Origin of the sequence: Lentilactobacillus kefiri (genome assembly GCF_009739535.1) — a bacterium.
Lineage (GTDB): Bacteria > Bacillota > Bacilli > Lactobacillales > Lactobacillaceae > Lentilactobacillus > Lentilactobacillus kefiri.
In genome coordinates this window covers 399222-419148 of sequence record NZ_CP029971.1, presented here as the reverse complement: position 1 = coordinate 419148, position 19927 = coordinate 399222, and the positions used below count along the sequence as shown (strand labels likewise).

Annotated in this window: 17 protein-coding genes; 12 read left to right on the top strand and 5 right to left on the bottom strand. The window is 42.0% G+C overall.

All coding sequences use genetic code 11. From position 1 onward, the window contains the following. Positions 1–195 precede the first annotated feature (195 nt). The 3 genes from DNL43_RS02300 to yjeM all read left to right on the top strand — a co-directional run bounded on the left by DNL43_RS02300 (position 196) and on the right by yjeM (position 3694). The gene (locus DNL43_RS02300) at positions 196–1143 is read left to right on the top strand and encodes an AI-2E family transporter (protein WP_235805499.1); all 948 of its coding nucleotides are present in this window, start codon (positions 196–198) and stop codon (positions 1141–1143) included. 109 nt (positions 1144–1252) lie between these two features. Further along, positions 1253–1942, top strand: coding sequence for a 2,3-diphosphoglycerate-dependent phosphoglycerate mutase (locus DNL43_RS02295; RefSeq protein WP_056981486.1), 690 nt, complete (start codon positions 1253–1255; stop codon positions 1940–1942). Positions 1943–2203: 261 nt separating this feature from the next. Beyond that, positions 2204–3694: a glutamate/gamma-aminobutyrate family transporter YjeM gene (gene yjeM, locus DNL43_RS02290; protein ID WP_095344968.1), complete on the top strand. Its 1491-nt coding sequence runs from the start codon at positions 2204–2206 to the stop codon at positions 3692–3694. A gap of 61 nt (positions 3695–3755) precedes the next feature. Here the strand turns inward: yjeM and DNL43_RS02285 are convergent, their stop codons facing one another. Further along, complete coding sequence (locus DNL43_RS02285) at positions 3756–4373, bottom strand: sugar O-acetyltransferase (protein ID WP_056981484.1); 618 nt, start codon at positions 4371–4373, stop codon at positions 3756–3758. 143 nt (positions 4374–4516) lie between these two features. On the opposite strand from DNL43_RS02285, the gene DNL43_RS02280 reads away from it, so the two are divergent. Further along, positions 4517–5179 (top strand): endonuclease III domain-containing protein, encoded by a 663-nt coding sequence (locus tag DNL43_RS02280; RefSeq protein ID WP_054769838.1) that lies wholly within the window; start codon positions 4517–4519, stop codon positions 5177–5179. A 1-nt stretch (position 5180) separates the two neighbouring features. Then, complete coding sequence (locus DNL43_RS02275; protein ID WP_054769839.1) at positions 5181–5915, top strand: SDR family oxidoreductase; 735 nt, start codon at positions 5181–5183, stop codon at positions 5913–5915. Positions 5916–6103: 188 nt separating this feature from the next. On the opposite strand, the gene DNL43_RS02270 is transcribed toward DNL43_RS02275, so the two are convergent. Next, entirely contained in the window at positions 6104–6307 is a 204-nt protein-coding gene (locus tag DNL43_RS02270) for a cold-shock protein (protein WP_056981482.1), read from the bottom strand. 234 nt (positions 6308–6541) lie between these two features. Here DNL43_RS02270 and DNL43_RS02265 point away from each other — a divergent pair, with 234 nt between their 5' ends. Then, positions 6542–7054 carry a DUF1440 domain-containing protein gene (locus DNL43_RS02265; RefSeq protein WP_109249175.1) on the top strand — a complete coding sequence of 171 codons (513 nt, stop codon included), beginning with the start codon at positions 6542–6544 and terminating at the stop codon, positions 7052–7054. On the opposite strand, the gene DNL43_RS02260 is transcribed toward DNL43_RS02265, so the two are convergent. Both DNL43_RS02260 and DNL43_RS02255 read right to left on the bottom strand, forming a co-directional pair. After that, positions 7047–7822, bottom strand: a protein-coding gene (locus tag DNL43_RS02260) for an IS5 family transposase (protein ID WP_109249013.1) whose coding sequence is annotated in 2 segments (ribosomal slippage) — positions 7047–7495 and positions 7495–7822 — 777 coding nt in all. Because the reading frame shifts where the segments join, the coding sequence is not laid out codon by codon here. The genes DNL43_RS02265 and DNL43_RS02260 overlap by 8 nt on opposite strands. A gap of 126 nt (positions 7823–7948) precedes the next feature. Beyond that, on the bottom strand, positions 7949–9343 hold the full coding sequence (locus tag DNL43_RS02255; RefSeq protein ID WP_056981480.1) for a uracil-xanthine permease family protein: 1395 nt from the start codon (positions 9341–9343) through the stop codon (positions 7949–7951). 299 nt (positions 9344–9642) lie between these two features. Between DNL43_RS02255 and DNL43_RS02250 the strand changes: the two genes are divergently transcribed. From DNL43_RS02250 to DNL43_RS02230, 5 genes are all read left to right on the top strand, one after another. Further along, positions 9643–10551: a magnesium transporter CorA family protein gene (locus DNL43_RS02250; RefSeq protein ID WP_056981479.1), complete on the top strand. Its 909-nt coding sequence runs from the start codon at positions 9643–9645 to the stop codon at positions 10549–10551. A gap of 303 nt (positions 10552–10854) precedes the next feature. Then, positions 10855–11718, top strand: coding sequence for a tyrosine-protein phosphatase (locus DNL43_RS02245; RefSeq protein WP_056981477.1), 864 nt, complete (start codon positions 10855–10857; stop codon positions 11716–11718). Positions 11719–11915: 197 nt separating this feature from the next. After that, positions 11916–13805 carry a glycoside hydrolase family 2 TIM barrel-domain containing protein gene (locus DNL43_RS02240; protein WP_056981475.1) on the top strand — a complete coding sequence of 630 codons (1890 nt, stop codon included), beginning with the start codon at positions 11916–11918 and terminating at the stop codon, positions 13803–13805. Further along, positions 13789–14748 (top strand): beta-galactosidase small subunit, encoded by a 960-nt coding sequence (locus tag DNL43_RS02235; RefSeq protein WP_056981473.1) that lies wholly within the window; start codon positions 13789–13791, stop codon positions 14746–14748. Before DNL43_RS02240 ends, DNL43_RS02235 begins: the two co-directional genes overlap by 17 nt. Positions 14749–15081: 333 nt before the next feature. Then, positions 15082–17886 carry a DUF5776 domain-containing protein gene (locus DNL43_RS02230; RefSeq protein ID WP_056981470.1) on the top strand — a complete coding sequence of 935 codons (2805 nt, stop codon included), beginning with the start codon at positions 15082–15084 and terminating at the stop codon, positions 17884–17886. A gap of 41 nt (positions 17887–17927) precedes the next feature. Here DNL43_RS02230 and DNL43_RS02225 read toward each other — a convergent pair whose 3' ends face one another. Then, a complete protein-coding gene (locus tag DNL43_RS02225) occupies positions 17928–18599 on the bottom strand; it encodes a GntR family transcriptional regulator (protein ID WP_056981468.1) in 672 nt (223 codons plus the stop codon). Positions 18600–18822: 223 nt separating this feature from the next. On the opposite strand from DNL43_RS02225, the gene uxuA reads away from it, so the two are divergent. Further along, positions 18823–19902, top strand: a complete 1080-nt coding sequence (gene uxuA / locus DNL43_RS02220; protein ID WP_056981466.1) for a mannonate dehydratase — start codon at positions 18823–18825, stop codon at positions 19900–19902. The last annotated feature ends 25 nt before the right edge of the window (positions 19903–19927 follow it).

Here is a 19927-nt window from a genome sequence, read left to right as displayed (position 1 = left end):
ATCTCTGAGATTTTCATTATCCACTGGTAATAATGCTTGTTAGGAACCGCTTTCCGAGAGTAAACTTAGTTTTAACTATGGAACCACAAAGGGGTTGAGGGTTTGTCACTTTGGGCAAGGTTTGTTAACAACGTACCACTTAGACGATTTACAGTTTTACTGTTAGTCATTTTCGTGCTGTACGTTACTCGAAGCATGATTAGTACGGTGTTATTGACATTTATTTTCTGTCTGTTGGTTGTGAAGTTAACCAACAAGATTCGTGAGTATGTCAAGATTCCAGCGACACTGATTGTTACGGTACTATACCTACTGGTTGTATTGGGGCTGTATTTTGCGGTTACCAAATACATTCCAAAGGTTGCCGATCAGACCATTAATGTCACCCAAGACATTATCAATTTTTATTCGAATCCCAAGAATCTGCCGGATGACAATACTTTGTCCTGGGTCAATGAGCTGATCAAGCAGAGCAATGCGATGGCCCAGATGAAGAACGGGGTTTCGCTTGTTTGGAAGTACGTGACCGGTGTTGGAACAATGGGAATTACCTTGTTCTTATCCATGATTCTGAGTTTCTTTTTTGCAATCGAACTCAAAGAGATGGACCGTTTTTCCGAATCACTTGTTGAAAGTGACTTTGGCTGGTTCTTCCAAGATCTTCAATTTTTTGGTAAGAAATTCGTTTCAACTTTTGGGGTTGTTATTGAAGCCCAATTCTTCATTGCCCTTTGCAACACCGCTTTGACCACCATCGTGATGTTTGTCATGCACTTGCCGCAATTGGCAGCCTTGGCACTGATGGTCTTCATCTTTAGCCTGATCCCAGTGGCCGGTGTGATTATTTCGTTTATTCCACTCTCATTGGTCGGCTTTTCGGTCGGTGGTGTTAAGTACGTCCTCTACTTATTGATTACGATCATTGTGATTCATGCGTTTGAGGCTTATGTTCTCAATCCAAACTTCATGGCATCCAAGACCAACCTGCCAATCTTTTACACCTTTGTGGTGTTGCTGGTAGGGGAGCACTTCTTCGGTATTTGGGGCCTGGTTTGTGGGGTTCCAATCTTTACGTTCTTCTTGGATATTTTAGGCGTCAAGAAAACTGTCGCTCAGCCTAAAAAGCTGATAAACAAGGACTGACGACCATTTATAAAAATAAGCACTTTATAAAAGTTTCACAATTAGGCTGAAAAATTTTGCCGTTTGGTGTAAAATCAACCTGATAGAGATAAAGAAAGAGGTAATTATATTGGCAAAACTTGTGTTAATTCGTCATGGACAAAGTGAATGGAACTTATCTAACCAATTTACTGGTTGGGTCGATGTTGATTTGAGTGAAGAAGGGGTTAAGCAAGCCATTAATGCTGGTAAGTTAATCAAAAAAGCCGGCATCCAATTTGACTTTGCATTTACTTCAGTATTGACTCGAGCAATCAAGACTTTACATTATGCTTTGGAATACTCAGACCAACTTTGGATTCCAGAAGTTAAGACATGGCGTTTGAACGAACGTCATTATGGCGCTTTGCAAGGCCACAACAAGAAGAAGGCTGCTGAAAAGTATGGTGACGAACAGGTTCATATCTGGCGTCGTTCATACGATGTATTGCCTCCACTCCTGAAGGCTGATGACGAAGGTTCAGCTGTTCACGACCGTCGTTATGCCAACCTTGATCCACATATTATCCCTGGTGGTGAAAACCTTAAGGTTACTCTCGAACGAGTAATGCCATTCTGGGAAGACCAAATTGCTCCTAAATTGCTTGACGGCAAGAACGTTATCATTGCTGCCCACGGTAATTCATTACGAGCACTTTCAAAGTACATCGAAAACATTTCTGATGAAGACATCATGAATCTTGAAATGGCTACTGGTGAACCAGTGGTTTATGACTTCGATGACAAATTGAACGTTGTAAGTAAGACTAAGTTAGACTAATATTTCTGATACTTAAAAGCTTTATTGCCGATCATTCGGCAATAAAGCTTTTTTTGTCAGCTCGGTTTCATGTAAATTTAATCACGACAGGGGGACTTGATACCGCTAAAGGCGGGAACCAATTTCATTTTTAATGTAGATCTAACCTTAATGAAAGTTATTGTTCTTTAATTTTAATAATCCAATGCTATTCTATGACTTGATTTTCAGCAATCATATGTTTTACATATCACAAAATTTGATAATTGGGGAATCTATATTATGTCGAAGAAAAAGATTACGTTAGTTGGATTGATCTTAATGATCTTTACGACTATCTATGGTTTTGCGAATACCACCGTTGCCTACGAGCAGATGGGGTACGCAAGTATTATTTGGTATGTGTTGGCTGCTATTTTGTTCTTACTGCCAACAGCTATGATGTTCGCCGAATACGGCTCAACTTTTAAGGACTCTCATGGTGGAATCTATTCATGGTTGGCCGGATCAATTGGTGAGGAATGGGCCTTTATCGGAACCTTTATCTGGTTGTCATCCTGGATTATTTGGATGATGTCCACGGCTTCCAAGGTTTGGATTCCGTTTGCCACAACCTTGTTTGGTCATGATACGACCCAGTCATGGAGCTTCTTTGGTCTTAGTTCAACCAAGACCATCGGGTTACTGGCAATCCTGTGGATTATCACAGTTACCTGGTTTGCGGTTCGCGGAATGGATTCCATTTCAAAGATTTCGTCAGTTGGTGGAATCTTCGTTTCATTACTGACTGTTATCTTTGCGATTGCCAGCGTGGTTGTATTGGTATTGAACAGCGGCCACTTGGCTCAGCCGGTTAGTGGTGTTGGGAGTTTCATCCACTCACCAAATCCCGACTTCACGTCGCCAATTGCCCTGATTTCATTCATGGTTTACGCCGTGTTTGCCTACGCCGGAACTGAAACCCTTGGTGGTGTGACCGATAACATGCACGATCCCGCCAAGACTTTTCCAAAGGGACTGATTATTTCGACTTTGGTGATTACCGTAACGTACTCACTTTCAATCTTCCTTTGGGGAATTACGGCCAACTGGCATTCAGTTCTTGGCCACGGTACCGTTAACCTTGGAAACATCACCTACGTCTTAATGGCTAACTTGGGTGTGGTATTGGGTCAAAGCCTTCATTTGTCAGCTGCAACCTGCACGCTGTTGGGAACCAGCTTCGCCCGGTTTGCCGGATTGAGTATGTTTATGGCTTACATGGGGTCATTCTTCGTGTTGGTCTATTCACCACTCAAGTCCTTCATCATGGGTTCCAACCCTAAATTCTGGCCTGAAAGAATGACCAAATTGAACAAAAAGGGGATGCCTGGATTTGCAATGTGGACACAGGCAATTATCGTTGCCGTTGTCATCTTCTTCGTTACCTTTGGTGGTTCAAGTGCCAAGCAGTTCTATGTCATCTTGACCAACATGGGAAACATTTCCACATCATTTCCATATATCTTCCTGGTTGCCGCCTTTCCATTCTTTAAACGTAAGAAGGGCTTGGAACGACCATTTGAAATTTATAAGAAGCTTTGGATGGCTGACACAATTTCAGTTATCGTATTGATTGTTTTGATTGCCGGAATTGGTTTTACCGCCATTTACCCAATCTTGGAACATGATTACGTTACTGCCTTCTGGACAATCATTGGACCAATCTTCTTTGGTGCGATTGCCTGGGCATTCTTAGCTTATCAGTCACGTAAATTAGCTAAAAACAAATAATTGAACACTAAATAGAGGCAGAGACAAAATAGTTAGTTTTGTCTCTGCCTCTAATCCTTTTTTAGAACAAATTTTTCTGCAGGTGAATATCGTCTTGATCAGTAATCTTTCTCAAAACTCGGCAGGGATTACCGACTGCCAGAGAGTTTGCGGGGATATCTCTGGTTACGACGCTTCCGGCACCAATGACGCAGCCATCACCAATGGTCACACCGCCAATTACCACAACGTTGCTTGCCAGCCAACAATTATTGCCAATTGTAATCGGCTTGGCATATTCATCGTCATATTCTGATCCATCCGGTCGCTGTTTGACGTTTCGATCTTGGTAGCGGAAGGGATGCATCGGTGTTGCCAATGTGATATTGGGCCCGAACATGACATTACTGCCAATCGTTACCGGACAGTCGTCCAGAATGGTTAGGTTGGCATTCCCATAAAAGTGGTCGCCAATCGTCGTATAAATGCCGTAGTCGAAGAAAACCGGTCCTTGCAGGTAAATACTCGAATCAGCCTTTGGAAGCATCTCTGCAATGATTTTGGCCCGTTTATCAGTATCCTCGTCAAAGGTGTCGTTGCATAACTTTGATAGTCTGTGGGCATGATGCTGCTGAGCCTGAAGTACCATATCCGATGGATCGTAAATCTTGCCTGCCAGCATTTTTTCTTGTTCGTTCATGGCGTCCTCCTAAAATATCTTATACATTGAGTATAACGTAGTCGGTCATGTTAGCGCTACCATGATTTGAACAAATCAGTTGGAGTAATGGCCAGTCGTCATTCCTCAGCTCTGGTATAATGAAATTGATTAGGAGGATTGTCATGATTAATCCAATTCCGTTATATAAAGTTATGTATCAACAAATGGGACCGCAACACTGGTGGCCAGCCGACACAAAAATGGAAATTGTGATTGGGGCAATTTTGGTGCAAAATACCAATTGGAACAATGTCGATATGGCGCTGGCCAATCTTCGGGATGAAACCAACTTGGACGTTAAGCAAATTTTGGCCTTACCACTTGAACAAATTCAAGAACTTATCCGTCCTAGCGGCTTTTATGTCAATAAGAGTCGCAGCTTGATTGGCGTTTTGAAGTGGTTTGATCACTTTAACTGTGATTTTCCAACAATGGTAAAGCATTATGGCCCATCATTGCGAAAGACAATTTTGACGTTAAGGGGTGTTGGTGAGGAGACAGCTGATTCACTGTTGGTGTATGTCTTTGACCAGCCCGCTTTTATCAGTGATAAATATACCCGGACACTTTTTACCTATCTCGGATACCGAGGATTAACGAATTATGCTAAACTTCAAAAGAGAATTGCGTTGCCGGCATCTTTTACTTATCAGGATGCCCAGGAATTTCACGGTTTATTGGATGAATTTGGCAAAAGGCATTTAAAAAGTCGAAAACAATTTAGTCAAAGCTTTCTTGCCGGATTTGACCGGCAAAAAATGACCTTTAAGAAAGGGAGTCGATAAGATGGCAATTAAAGATAAAGTCGTTGTAATTACTGGTGCTTCAAGTGGAATCGGCCAAGCTACGGCCGAAGTTTTGGCGTCAGCTGGTGCTAACGTTGTGATAGGTGCTCGCAGGATTGATCGATTAAAGCAAATCGCTGGGGAATTTTCAGATGGTCAAGTTCTTTATCAGCAGACCGATGTGACTCAACGAGATCAAGTTAAGTCGTTAGTTGACCTGGCTGTATCAAAATTTGGCAAACTGGATGTTTTGTATAATAATGCCGGCTTAATGCCACTGTCTCAATTAGCAGAACTTAAGGTCAACGAGTGGGACCGGATGATTGACGTGAACCTCAAAGGCGTCTTGTATGGAATTGCCGCTGCATTGCCAATTATGATTAAACAAAAACACGGGCACGTTATCACAACCGATTCAGTAGCCGGCCACGTGGTTCATCCGGGGACTGCTGTGTATGCAGGGACCAAATATGCCATTCAGGCGGTCATGGACGGTCTTCGACAGGAGCAGGTGGGTAATCATATTAAAACGACAATGATCTCGCCTGGAGCCGTTGAAACTGAGCTGTATCGTACCATTTCCGACGAGACAGTCAGAGAACAAACTAAAAAGCAGGAGCAAGAAAATGGTTTAAAGCCAATTGACATTGCCCATGCGGTTGCTTATGCAATTGATCAGCCGGATGACGTTGCCATTAATGAAATCCTCTTGCGACCAAGAAGTCAAAAAGTTTAAATCGACGGGATCAGCCGATTGCCAAGTAGGCTAGGCAAGCATTGCTGGCCGTCGTTCCATGTTTTAGCAAAATAATATGATATTACAAAGGAAGAGGCTGAGACAAAAACGTACACTTTTGTCTCAGCCTCCTATTTTTTTGGCAAAATAAAAAGCCCTCACAGGGGCTTTTTAATTAGTTGATTTAATTAGTCAACAACAGTAACGTTTGCGGCTTGTGGGCCACGATCGCTGTCTTCAACGTCAAGGGTAACTTTTTGTCCTTCTTCAAGGGTCTTGTAACCGTCAGCATTAATAGCTGAGAAGTGAACGAAAACGTCCTTGCCGTCATCTAAAGTGATAAAACCGTAACCTTTGTCTCCATTAAACCATTTAACAGTACCTTGTTCCATAAGAATGAAACCTCCGTTGCGCATAGCGCGATAAATTTTGCATTTGAAACTTGAAAAGTAAGGAGTCATTCTTAGTAGAACGATGGACCTTGTTTCGAAGCTAAATACATTATCTATACTTTAACAGGTAACCTCGGAAAATGCAAATAGAAGTGTCGGGGTTCTTTTTTCAATTTCGCCGGCAGGTTGGATTATAATAGGTTTAACGCAACAGCCGAAAGGGGATTGTTACATATGAGTAAATCAGTTAATTGGAAAGCTGCTTTAATTGCCGGTGGGGTTGCCGGAGTTATTTCCGGATTAGTCAAGCTGGGCTGGGAAAACGTTCTGCCGCCAAGGACGCCCGAGCGAAACAAGACCAACCCACCACAGCGATTGCTGGAGCAGGCAGGTATTCCAAAGAAGATTACCCATTCAACCTACACGTATTCCGGCGAAAAGCTGCCATGGGTAAGCTACATGGTTCACTTTGGATTTTCGACATCATTTGCGATGTTTTATAGTCTTGCCGGGCATTATGTTCCAGTAATTAAGATGGGTGACGGGACGTTGTTTGGCCTCGGTGTCTGGGGAGCCTTTCACCTGGGAATTATGCCGGCAATGGGAACCGTTCCTTCAGCTAAGGATCAGCCTGCCGAAGAACATGTTTCCGAGGCATTGGGACACGTTGTCTGGATGTGGACCAACGATTTAATTGCGGATGAAGTTTATAATAAATTGACTAGGGTCTGTCTGGAAACTATTTAAGCCAAATCAAAATTGAAGCAATGTAAATGGTTTGTAGAAAAACATGCGCTAGTTTATCATATCGCGTCGCAATCCGCCGGTAATTCTTCAATTGATTAAAGTAATTCTCGATCAAATGGCGTTCACAATAGACGTAATAATCACAATCCCACTTGTCTTGGGCATTACTTTTAGGTGGAATCGTATATTGACCGCCTTCAGCTTCAATATACTGGCGCAGTTCCTTAGTCCCATAAGCTTTATCGGCAATCAGATTAACGCCGGCTAAAGCTAATTGTCGCAGTAATGGTTCAGCTGCCCGACTATCATGAACTTGGCCGCCGGTAAGGATAAAACATAATGGATTTCCAAGGCCATCCACCACCGCATGAATTTTAGTGGTTCGACCACCACGGCTTAGACCGATGGCTTGATTCTCAACGTCACAGCGGGCGTTTTTTTAGCGCCCGTGGCCTTTTGATGAGCTCGAATGCTAGTTGAATCGAGGCTGATATTTTCCATATCCGGTTCATCGATCAAATCCTTAAAGATCCGTTCAAACAAGCCGGCATCAACCCAACTACGATAACGACTATAGCTGGTTTTCCATGAACCGTATCGTTCAGGAATATCACGCCAGGTGGCGCCACTTTTTAGCAACCAGAGAACCGCATTAAAAACTTGGCGATTAGGTATTTTAGGTGGGCGTCCGGTTTTATAGGGCGGAAAACGGTCCTCAATCCGGGCCCATTGCTCATCAGTAATTTCATAACGTTTCGGAATTGTCATCGGCGAAAACCTCAATTTGTTTTTTATCAAGATTATACACGATTATTTTGTTTCCAGACAGACCCTAAATAATAAAGAAAAAATCTCAAGCAGAAAGTGCTTGAGATTTTTTATCTTTAACGATTTTTATTTTGATTCAGCTAATTCTTCTTTGGAAAGATTAGTTTTTTTTAATTCTTTATCAGTTTCGGCGACTTTTGATTCCTGATGTTTTCCCATGACCAAGTTGATAACAATTGCTGTAATGGCAGCGATTGTGATTGGTGATCCAAGGAGATATTGGATCATTTGAGGAGTTTCGGAAACAACTTTGCTTGGTAGGAAGATCACTGCCATGGTAAGGACAATTGGAATACCAAGAACGTAAATTGAGCTTTCGTCCATTGACAGGTTACGGATAACATTCAAACCATTTAACATAATGATGACACAAATGATTGAGAAGATACCACCGATAACAGCTGCAGGAACTGCTGATAAGAAGGCTGACAACTTACCGAAGAAGCCAAGAACAACGAACCAGATTCCGGCTGAAACAAATACCCGTCGGCTGGCAACACCAGTGATTGAAACAACTCCGGCATTTGTTGAATAACCGGTCATTGGTGTGGTTCCAAGTAAAGCGGCGAATAAACAACTGAGTCCTTCACCAATAATTCCGCGGTTCCATTGTTTCTTATTGATCTTTTCACCAACAACTGCACTCATTGCGAACCAGGTTCCAGTGGTTTCAGTGGTTAAGACCATGTAAATAACAATGAAAGTTAAAATAGCAGGTAATGAGAAATGAATACCATAATGTAATGAAGTGAAATGAGGGAGGCTGATCCAAGCAGCGTTGTTAACGACTGACCAGTCAAAGCGACCCATCATTGAAGCAACGATCGTTCCGACAACCAACGCGATGATAATGGAACTAACTTTAAATAAACGTTGAAGTTGAGGAATCCGAATTCCGATGGTGATTGCGACTAACATGGTAAAGGCAGTAATTGCAGCAATTTCAATGTTTTGGTTGATGTTGCCGGCTGCCTTGAAAATATTGTCGTTCAAAGCAGATGGTAATAATGAAAGACCCACACAGGTGATAATCGTTCCACCAACAATTGCAGGTACCAATGTATTAATGATCTTTTGGTAGATACCGGAGATTCCAAGAAGAATCAATAGGATGGCACCAACAATCAGTGATCCCAAAACAGTTGCCATTCCGCCATTGGCAGCACCGTTAGCGAGGTAAACACCAGCAACAGCACCAATTGGAACGAATGAAGGACCTTGTGATACTGGGAGCTTCATGAAGTATTTGGTTTGTAAAATTGTTCCAATTCCACAGGCGAGGAAAGCTGCCTGCAAGAATCCGGTCTTTTGTGCCAAACTCATTGATAATAAACCGGCAATGATGATCGGTGGGACATAAACATCCATTGCCAACACATGCTGCAAACCTAATAATCCTGATTGAAAATATGAAACTTTGTCTTCTGGGCCATAAAGTAAACCATTATCGTTACGTTTCATTATGAATCTCCTTAATTAATCAATGTAGCAAAACACGAACATTAAATAATTTAAAAAATAAATAATTCGTATTGCTGAATGGATTTTATTATAAACATAAGCTATTCAATAATCAATGGGTAAAGCAAAATTAATTTTTAAGAATAATGTTCGTGTTTTGACACAAAAATGAGAAAATCAATTTCCTCAAATATGAATGCTGTTGTTGAGGTAATGAAAACGGTCTCGGAAAAAATTGTCAGCGACTTTTTTTATTTTGTTTTAGAATAGGAACTAACAACTAACAGGGGGATTACCCAATGATCAAACCTGAAAAGATGATTAATGGCACAAAATGGATTGAAACAATTCAGATTAATGCCGATGAACGTAAAATTTTAAAAAATAAATATGGCATCGATGAAGACATCATTGAGTACGTTACTGATAAAGATGAAAGTACCAATTATGTCTATGATATTAACGAAGACGATCAGCTGTTTATTTTCCTGGCGCCGTATGCCTTGGATAAAAGTGCCTTGAGATACATTACTCAGCCGTTTGGGATGCTTTTGCATAAAGGGATTTTATTTACCTTTAACCAAAGCCACATTCCAGAAGTAAACGCAGCTTTGTACTCAGCCCGTGACAACCCCGAAGTTCAAAACGTTGATTCGTTTATCCTGGAAACCTTGTTTGCGGTCGTTGACAGCTATATTCCAATTTCTCGCGGCATTACCAAGAAACGAAACTACTTGGATAAGACGCTGAATAAAAAGACCAAAAATAGTGATTTGGTTTCACTGTCTCATTTACAACAGACATTAACCTTTCTATCTAGTGGTGTGCAGACTAATCTCAGTGAGCTGAACCGGTTGCCCAAGACCCATTTTGGTGACAATGCCGATCAGGACAAGATCGATTTATTTGAAGATGTTCAAATTGAAGGAGAACAGGTTCAACGAATGTTTGAAATTGAAACCCAGGTGGTCGATCGAATTGACCATACCTTCAATAGTATTGCCAATAATAATCTAAACGACACGATGAAGTTCCTAACAATCTGGTCGCTGACAATGGCTGTCCCAACAATTATTACCGGCTTTTATGGGATGAACGTCAAGCTTCCACTGGCGTCCGTGAGATATGCCTGGATGTTTACTGTTGGCATTTCGATTATTTTGATTATTGCAATGCTGATTATGCTGAAGGTCCGGCGTCGAATGTGATTGGGTGTCGAAGTTGGGTAGGATGAAAAGGTTTGTGAAAGCTGCGCGTTTAGGGCATTACTTTTATTTTGATAAAACGTGTTCAAGCCGGCTGACCTCTGCCATTTAAGGGAATCCAGTCACTATTCCAAGCCCGGGAATAATGACTGGATTCCCTTAAACTCTGAGGTCAACCCGCCGGTTTTCACACTCTGCTTTTTTACCAATCCTTTACACAATCGAAACCAAGCAAAAACATTACCCTTCTATACTAAAAGTGTTACATTGGAATGTGCGGGATTGTGAAAGTTAGGAGGGTTTTACATGAAAGAAAGCAATGAATCATTTGCCGCTTCCGCATTATCAGGAGAGGCAATTCCAACAGCTGGAGACTCCACAAACACTTTTTCCGTTAGTCAACCTGCTGTAAAAACACTTACAAATGTGAAAGAACATGAAATTCACCTGGAGGGCGCTTTCAACGTCCGAGACATGGGTGGATATCCAACCAAAGATGGTTTGGTTGTAAAAAACGGTGTTTTGCTGCGATCGGCGCGATTGAACCGATTAACTAAAATGGACATTAACAAACTTATCAATACTTATAATTTAGCAATTGACTTCGACTTACGCCGACCTGAAGAGGTTAGTGAACGGCCGGATGTAACAATTCCAGGCGTTAAGTATATCAATGATAGTGTCGATACTCGCGAGACATATTATTATCACATTAACGTCGAAAACAACCGCAAACATTACCGTACTTATGTAACATCGACTCAAGCTCGCAAAGTTTATCATGATTTGTTTATGACGCTTTTAAACAAACCAATGGGAAAGGCGTTGCTGTGGCACTGCACATCCGGAAAGGATCGGACCGGTGTTGCTGCTGCTTTGATTTTGTACGTCCTTGGTGTTGATTCAAAAACAATTTTTAAGGATTATGTTGCATCCAACACCTTTTTGAAAGGCCAAATTGATCAACGGATTACCCGTTTAAAGGCCAAGGGTGCCAGTCATGCAGAGATTAAGTTTGCTAAGGTTGATGGCGGTGTTGATCTTTCATATCTCAAAGCCGTTATTGACGAAATGCACAAAGACTATGGGTCCGTCGATGAATTTATTACCGAAGGCCTTTCAGTCACAAAAGAACAACAGGAAAGACTAAAAGAAATGTATTTGGAGTAACTGAATAACGTAAAAGCTGCCAGTCATTAAAAACGACTGGCAACTTTTTATTACTCACAAATCGAGTTATCAGAATATTGTTTTAGTAAAACAAATTAAATGTTTAATAAATGGAACAAAATCTTTATTGACAAAATCGTGTAAAGCGCTTACATTGTAATTAGTGTTCAGACTAGCCAGAGGAGTGTGATAAATTTATGGAACCAGATATTAAATGGCTGGATGATCCCCAAAACTTCAGGGTGGGGATGCTTCCGGCTCATAGTGATCATCAATTTTATCAAAGCTATGATGAAATGAAAAATGATGACAGCAGTTATGTTCAAAGCTTAAACGGGCAGTGGCAGTTTGCATTTTCAAAGGACCCAATGCACCGGATTAAAGATTTCTACACAGCTGATTGTGATAGTCGTCATTTTGACACGATTAAAGTTCCGCAACATATTGAGTTTGCCGGTTACGACAAATTCCATTACATTAACACAATGTATCCATGGGAAGGCAAGGTTTATCGCCGTCCTGCCTATGCGCTTGACCAAAATGATAAAGAAGCCGGCCAATTCAGCGAAGCTGCTGACAATCCAGTCGGTCAATATATTAAAAAATTTAATTTGAACTCGACCTTTAAAGATAAGAAAGTGCGAGTTCGTTTTGATGGTGTTGAAAAGGCCATGTATGTATGGCTTAATGGACACTTTCTGGGATACGCCGAAGACAGTTTCACCCCTTCAGAGTTTGACCTGACCCCATATCTTCAAGATGGTGAAAACACGTTGGCAGTTGAGGTGTTCAAATTGAGTACCGCTGCATGGCTTGAAGACCAGGATATGTTCCGATTCTTTGGGATATTTAGGGATGTTTCCTTAATTGCCCAACCCGAAGCGCACATTGAAGATTTATCCATTAAGCCAACATTGTCCAGCGACTTAAAGAATGGCACATTAAACGTTGAAACCAAGATGACGGTTAATAAATCCGCCATTAGTGCCAAGGTAACTGTAAATGATGCCGATGGCAATTCAGTGTATGCCGAGTCTCAGCCGATTCACGACAGCGTCTCTTTGAAAGATGTCGCTTTTAAAGATGTTCATCTTTATGATAATCATGATCCGTACTTATATCAGCTCAACATTGAACTGGATGATAAAGACGGCAATATTTTAGAGATTGTTCCCTACAAATTTGGCTTTAGAAAGATTGAAATTAATCAGGATAAAGTCATTACGTTGAACGGCAAACGTTTGGTTATCAACGGAGTCAACCGCCATGAATGGGATTGCCATTCCGGACGGGTTGTCTCAGTTGATGACATGAAGGCAGATATTCAAACTTTCAAGAAGAACAATATCAACGCCGTCAGAACCTGCCATTATCCTGATCACACCTTGTGGTATCACTTGTGTGACATCAATGGTATCTATGTGATGGCGGAGAATAATTTGGAGTCTCATGGGACCTGGCAGAAGCTGGGAGCCATCGAACCATCTTATAACGTTCCCGGGTCGGTACCGCAGTGGAAAGCAGCGGTGGTTGATCGGGCACGCAATAATTACGAAATGTTGAAAAATCATGCCAGCATTCTTTTCTGGTCACTGGGTAACGAATCATATGCCGGTGACGATATGCAGGCCATGGAAGAATTCTACAAGAGCGTTGATCCAACCCGTTTGGTCCATTACGAAGGGGTTGTTCACAACCGGAAATATGAAGATGTTATCTCAGATGTTGAGAGCCGGATGTACGCATCACCTGACGAAATCAAAAAATATTTGGACAATCATCCAAAGAAGCCGTTTATGTTGTGTGAATATATGCATGATATGGGCAATTCACTTGGTGGCATGAATTCTTATACTGATTTGATTGACAAATATCCAATGTACGCTGGCGGATTTATTTGGGACTTCATTGACCAAGCAATTGAAGTTAACGATGAAGTAACCGGTAAGAAAGTTTTGAGATATGGTGGCGACTTTGACGATCGGATGTCCGACTACGAATTTTCCGGTGACGGACTCATGTTTGCCGATAGAACTGAAAAGCCAGCAATGCAGGAGGTGAAATATTACTATGGTCAACACAAATAATCAATTACACGTGATATATGGAGACGGCGGCATTGGTGTCGGCGGTCAGAACTTTCATTACATTTTTAATTACACACGTGGTGGTATTGAATCGCTGGTTATAAATGGCCGCGAATGGATGTACCGGGAACCCAAGCCAACATTTTGGCGGGCAACGACTGATAATGACCGCGGAAATGGTTTCTCAAAGCAGGCGGTTCAGTGGTATGGTGCCGATATGTTTGCCAATGCCGATAAGGTTGATATTAAAATTAACGATCAATCAATCGAGTTTCCAAGCGCGCCGAAGAACAATCAGTATTCAAATCATGAATATGTGGATCAGTTGGAGGTTATCTATCACTACACAACCTTAACGATTCCGACCACTCAGGTCGATGTCAGCTATAAGGTGACTGCTGATGGCGTTATCAGCGTGCATGTTCATTACACGGGCAATGATCAATTACCTGATCTGCCGGTGTTTGGTATGCGCTTCGTTATGCCAACAGCTGCCATTGGATACGAATACGCCGGATTATCCGGTGAGACATATCCGGACCGGATGGCCGGTGGCGTTCCTGGTGAATATAAAGTTGAAGGCCTGCCAGTGACCAATTATATGGTTCCACAAGACTGTGGGGTTCATATGAAGACCGATTGGTTGAAAGTAACCAGAACGACAACCAAGGACAATTCTGATCATTCTGACAAACCGTTCAGCATTAAATTTGAAAATGATGGTCAACCGTTCGCATTCAGTTGCCTACCGTATACGGCCGAGGAATTGGAAAATGCCACTCATCAAGAAGAATTACCGTTACCTCGAAGAACCGTTGTTTCAATTCTCGGTGCTGTTCGAGGTGTTGGTGGTATTGACAGTTGGGGTCGGGATGTTGAAGAAAAATATCACATTCCTGCTGGCAAAGATATTGATTTTGGATTTAAAATTACGCATATTTAACTCGATTTGGAGCAGCCAATTTTGGCTGCTCTTTTTATTTTAACGATGGATTCATTTCGCGCGTTCATTTCAGTAAATTCAGATCGGCCAGCTATGTGGAGAGACACTTTTTAAAAATAGTTATCCTGTTAATTCGATGGCGAATCCTGCCCGTTATCCGTTGGCTTCGCTTTCATTGGGCAAACGGAAATTACCTGCCATTTCTTATTTCATCATTTGACAACGCTTACATGCGGAATTATAATTCTAATATCCTAATATATTAGAGCGATATTTTGAGGGATTTGTGACTGTTCCACTTTTCGGGGGAATTTTATTCAAGGAGATGTCATCATGAGTTTTAAAAGCAGCTTAATACTCTCAGCCCTTACATTTGTTGGTGTAATTGGTTTGAGTGCCGGGTACACAAGTTCTACGAAAGCATCGACGAACCAGGGAAATAACCCCATTTCAAAAGTGGCCACTTCGGGATTCGATAAGAAGCAGGTTTTAGAGGTTAACAATCAACCGTTTTTCTATAACGGCGTCCAGATCCGAATTGATAAACTCCGTGATAATTATGGATACAATATGAACGACATTCGGAATGCCTTTAAACAGGCCAAAAGCGATGGCTTTACCGTTGTGAATTCACAAATTCTCTGGTCTGACGTTCAGCCTGACAAAGTTCTGAAGCCAACGGATATTGCGTATATTAAAAATGGCGACGACGCTGCCAAGAATTTCACCGAAAGTTCAACGCCACTGAAATTGCAAAATACGGACAGCAGTCAATCCATGGTTTACTTGAAATATGATTTGAGCGGTCTTGATTCCAGCAAATTTAAAGCCGGCAGTTTAGACGGTGTCAAGCTGAGAATTTACGCCAAATCAGATTCCGATTCAAAGTTGAATATCTATGGAATTGACAAAGATAACAGCTGGTCAAAGGACACAACTTGGAAAACCGCACCCTATAAGGGCGACTCCAGTAAGAAAACCGTTTCTGTATCACCAACCTACGACCCAATCAAACAGGAAAATTATTATGACTTTGACGTAACTGATTTTGTGAATAGTCAAAATGCCGGTAAAGTTACCCTGGCTTTACAGTCACAGAAGGGAAGCTCAATTGAAATCGGTGGCGGTTCCCAGATTGGAAATCAAAAAGCTGCCAATCAGCCATTAAACGAAACGCCCGAACTGAGCCTTTCAAGCAAGAGCAATTATGACTACAACTATTTGGATCAAATTATCAAAGCAGCCCGAGATGCTGATATCAAACTTGAACTTTTGTGGTTCGGTAGTGATACTACCAAGCAAGTTACCGAACACCGGGTGCCTTACTACGTGATGCATGATTACACAATGGCCAAGGATTCAAAGGGTAAGTTGATCATGAAGAAATCCGGTCCGACATCGACAACCGGCCAATACACATTTAATTTGGATAAAAACGATGCCAACTTACAAAAACAGGAAGCTCAATCAGTTTCAGATTTGTTTAACCACGTTGCCGAGAACAATAAGGCCAATGGTTCGACGGATACTGTCATCGGTGCCCAAATGCCGAATGAGCCGACAACCCAAATGTCATACACCGAACCAAGTACCGCTCTTAAAAGTAAAATGAATATGAGTTCCGGCGACTTTAACACTTGGACGTTATGGAACTACACCAATAGCTTGGATGCTGCCGTTAAGAATTCCCAATATCCGGTATGGACAAGAGTGAATAACGCTGTCGGTGATGGTGGTTCAGGCATCATTGCCCTCAACGAGGATAAACGTCAATCATCGTCAACGAACCTTGATGCAGTTGGTCTTGATCCATATACGTATGATTACCAGAAATTATATGATTACGGCCACTCCAAGCCATATGCCGACCGTAACAACATTCCGATGGTGATGGAAGATGGAATGGGTTCAGACAGCTGGAGCTGGGCAGACAAGAATTATGGACCTTTGGATGCCGGCTTAAGAACGATTACTGCTTTAGCTGGTGGCGCTACCAGAAACTACTATGATTTCAAGAGTGGGGATGGATTTGACCTTTACGACAAGGTAAATGCTGATGGCACGTTCACGCCTCATGAGCATGATGGTGGTAAAGCAATTGATTCTGTTCGAGACGTTAACCACTTTGTGAACAAAATTGGCTATGATCTGGCAACCAAGCAGGCTGATGGTGCTGGTGGAAAGAATATGATGTTCTTCAACGCTGTGCCGGCAAGCGGGAATGATTTTACGGCTACCAAAAAGCTCAACAATACTGACGTCACTTATAAGACCGATACCAACAAGAGCATGGGAATTGCAATTCAGCGTGACGATGACGATATTGTTTTAGCAAGTACGCTGGATTCTAACGCAACCTTCACGCTGAAGAATTTTGGCAAAGTCACCTCGGTTACTTACGGTCAATATGAATCACCACAGTCTGACAAATGGACGCAGACCAACGGAAACGTGACTTACAAAAAGAATACCGATGGTACTTACACGATTACCGTACCGAAGTACTCAGTTGTGAATGTTTCCAAAAAGACGACCACTCCAAGCAACAACAATAATAACAACAGCAATGGAAGCAGCTCATCCAATTCATCTTCGACGACCCCAAGCAAACCGAACGATAATTGGAAACCATCAAGCCCATCAAAGGCTGACGGCAGTACTGGACTTCCCAACTACGCTGTAAAAGAGGGCGTTGTTGTTTATGCAACTAAAGGGTTATATATGTACAAGACCGCTAATTTCAAAAAATCTCAGCGGATCAGCAAGTTTGCCAAAGCAACTCGTGTTAATCGACCGGCATTTGTTGTGATCGATTATGCCCGTTCAAACAGCGGCAGCTTAAGATACAAGGTTCGCAGCTTGAAGAATGGCAAGACTGGTTATATTACCGCCAGCAGAAAGTATGTTGTCAATGCCTTTTACCAAACAACGCCTAAGAGCCGACGGATTACGGTCCTTTCTCCAAAGGGGATTAATGCATACAAGTCGGCCAGTTTAAAGACGAAGGTGAAGCACTACAAGAAGGGTGCCCGACTTGCGGTTAAACGCATTGTCAAGCACAAATTAACGACTCGTTATCAGTTAACCAACGGCCACTTTGTGACTGCAAAAAAAACACTGGTCATTGCAAAAAAATAGTTAAATAAAAAATCCCCGGTTGGGGATTTTTTGTTGGCATTTTAATGGTTGGCTTCTTCGATAAAGTAATCAGGGAACTGTTTAACCAGCTCGTCTTTTTCTGCCAGCATCAGATTCAAATGATCGAATGCACGGGTTTCGGCTTCTTTGCGATCCTTGGCCTCTACGGCATCCAAAATTGCATTGTGCTGTTTAATCAATTCGTCCAGCGGCATATCAGCCTGCTGTACTCGAAGGAACCGGTAACGATCCAACTGCAGTGAAAGATTTTTCAACCAGTTCCAGACTTGCAGCCGATTGGTCGCGGTGTAAAAGCTCTTATGGAAGTCATTATCCAAATAGAAAAAGTCGACTGCACTGTGGGCTTCATCTGCTAGTTGCTGTTTTTGAATAATGGTTCGACTGTCCAAAATGTTGACTTTCGACATTTTTTCGGCTGCCTCACTGACGACACTTCGCTCTACACTTTGGCGGACAAAGCGGGCGTTTAATGCCGAACCGAGACTGATCTTGGTGACGTAAGTTCCACTTTGAGGAACCGTCATCATTAAGCCGTTGTTTTTTAATTGGAGAATTGCTTCTCTGACCGGTGTTCGACTGATGTTGAGTTGTTCCATCAGCACTTTGTCCTGAACCTTTTCGCCAGGGAGTAATTTTAATTTTAAAATGTCATTTAAAATGGTTTTATAGGCAACTTCGGTCAAACTTTGCATGACAAGCCTCGTTATTTCATATATTAGGTTACTTAATTGTAGCATGATTGAGCATGCATTTTCATACCAATAAACCGTATTATAGCATGGCATTGATAGCGGTTACAAATGGTGGTAGCTTTAAAGTCAATATATTAGAATATTAGTTTAAAACTAATAAGAACTCAGATTTTTGGCAACCTTTAGTTGTAAAATGAGTTTATGCCACACCAAGGAGGACAAAATGGGACAACTTAAAATGGGATTTCGTTGGTTCGGTGAAAAGGATGACAATATCAAGCTTTCACAGGTTCGCCAAATTCCACAAACAAAACAAGTCGTTGGAGCGTTGTTTGATGTTCCGGTGGGCGAAGTTTGGCCACAGGATAAAATCAATGCCTTAAAGAAACAAGTGACCGACGCCGGTTTGAAGCTCGAAGTGATTGAATCTGTCAATATTCATGATGATATTAAAATTGGGCTGCCAAGTCGTGACAAGTATATTGAAAACTACATTCAAACGATTAAAAACCTGTCAAAGGTTGGCGTGAAGGTGATCTGTTACAACTTTATGCCGGTGTTTGACTGGCTGAGAACTGATTTGCATCATCAATTAGCAGATGGTTCCAACGTGATGATGTACGAACAGGATAAGCTGCCAAAGGATCCCGAGGAACTGATGACCCACATGAAGTCCGGCTCAAACGGATTTTCGCTACCAGGTTGGGAACCTGAGCGTTTGGCTGCCTTACAAGATTTGTTTGACGCATACAAAGACGTTGACGAAGAAAAATTGCGGGAAAATTTGAAGTATTTCTTTGACGCAATCATTCCGGTCTGTGAAAAGTACGATGTCCGGATGGCCATGCATCCGGATGATCCGCCGAAGCCACTATTTGGCCTCCCACGAATTTTCAAGAACAGAGACGACATGCTTCAAATCGAAAAGCTGCATGAATCGCGTTACAACGGCTTTACCATTTGTACTGGAAGCCTTGGTGAGAATCCGGCCAATGATCTGCCCGCCATCATCCGCGAGTTTGTGCCCAAGGATCGGGTACCATTTATGCACGTTCGAAATATTAAATTCGTTAACAAGCAGGGCGACTTCCATGAATCCGCTCATCCATCCAGTGAAGGCTCTTTGGATATGTATGAAATTATGAAGGCTCTTCACGATACCGATTATGACGGATATATTCGTCCGGATCACGGCCGGAATATCTGGGGTGAAGATGGTCGACCGGGATATGGACTATACGATCGGGCACTTGGAATCACTTATCTTCTCGGCCTATGGGAAGCATTGGAAAAAAATAATTAAATCAATAAACATCTAAATCACTTGC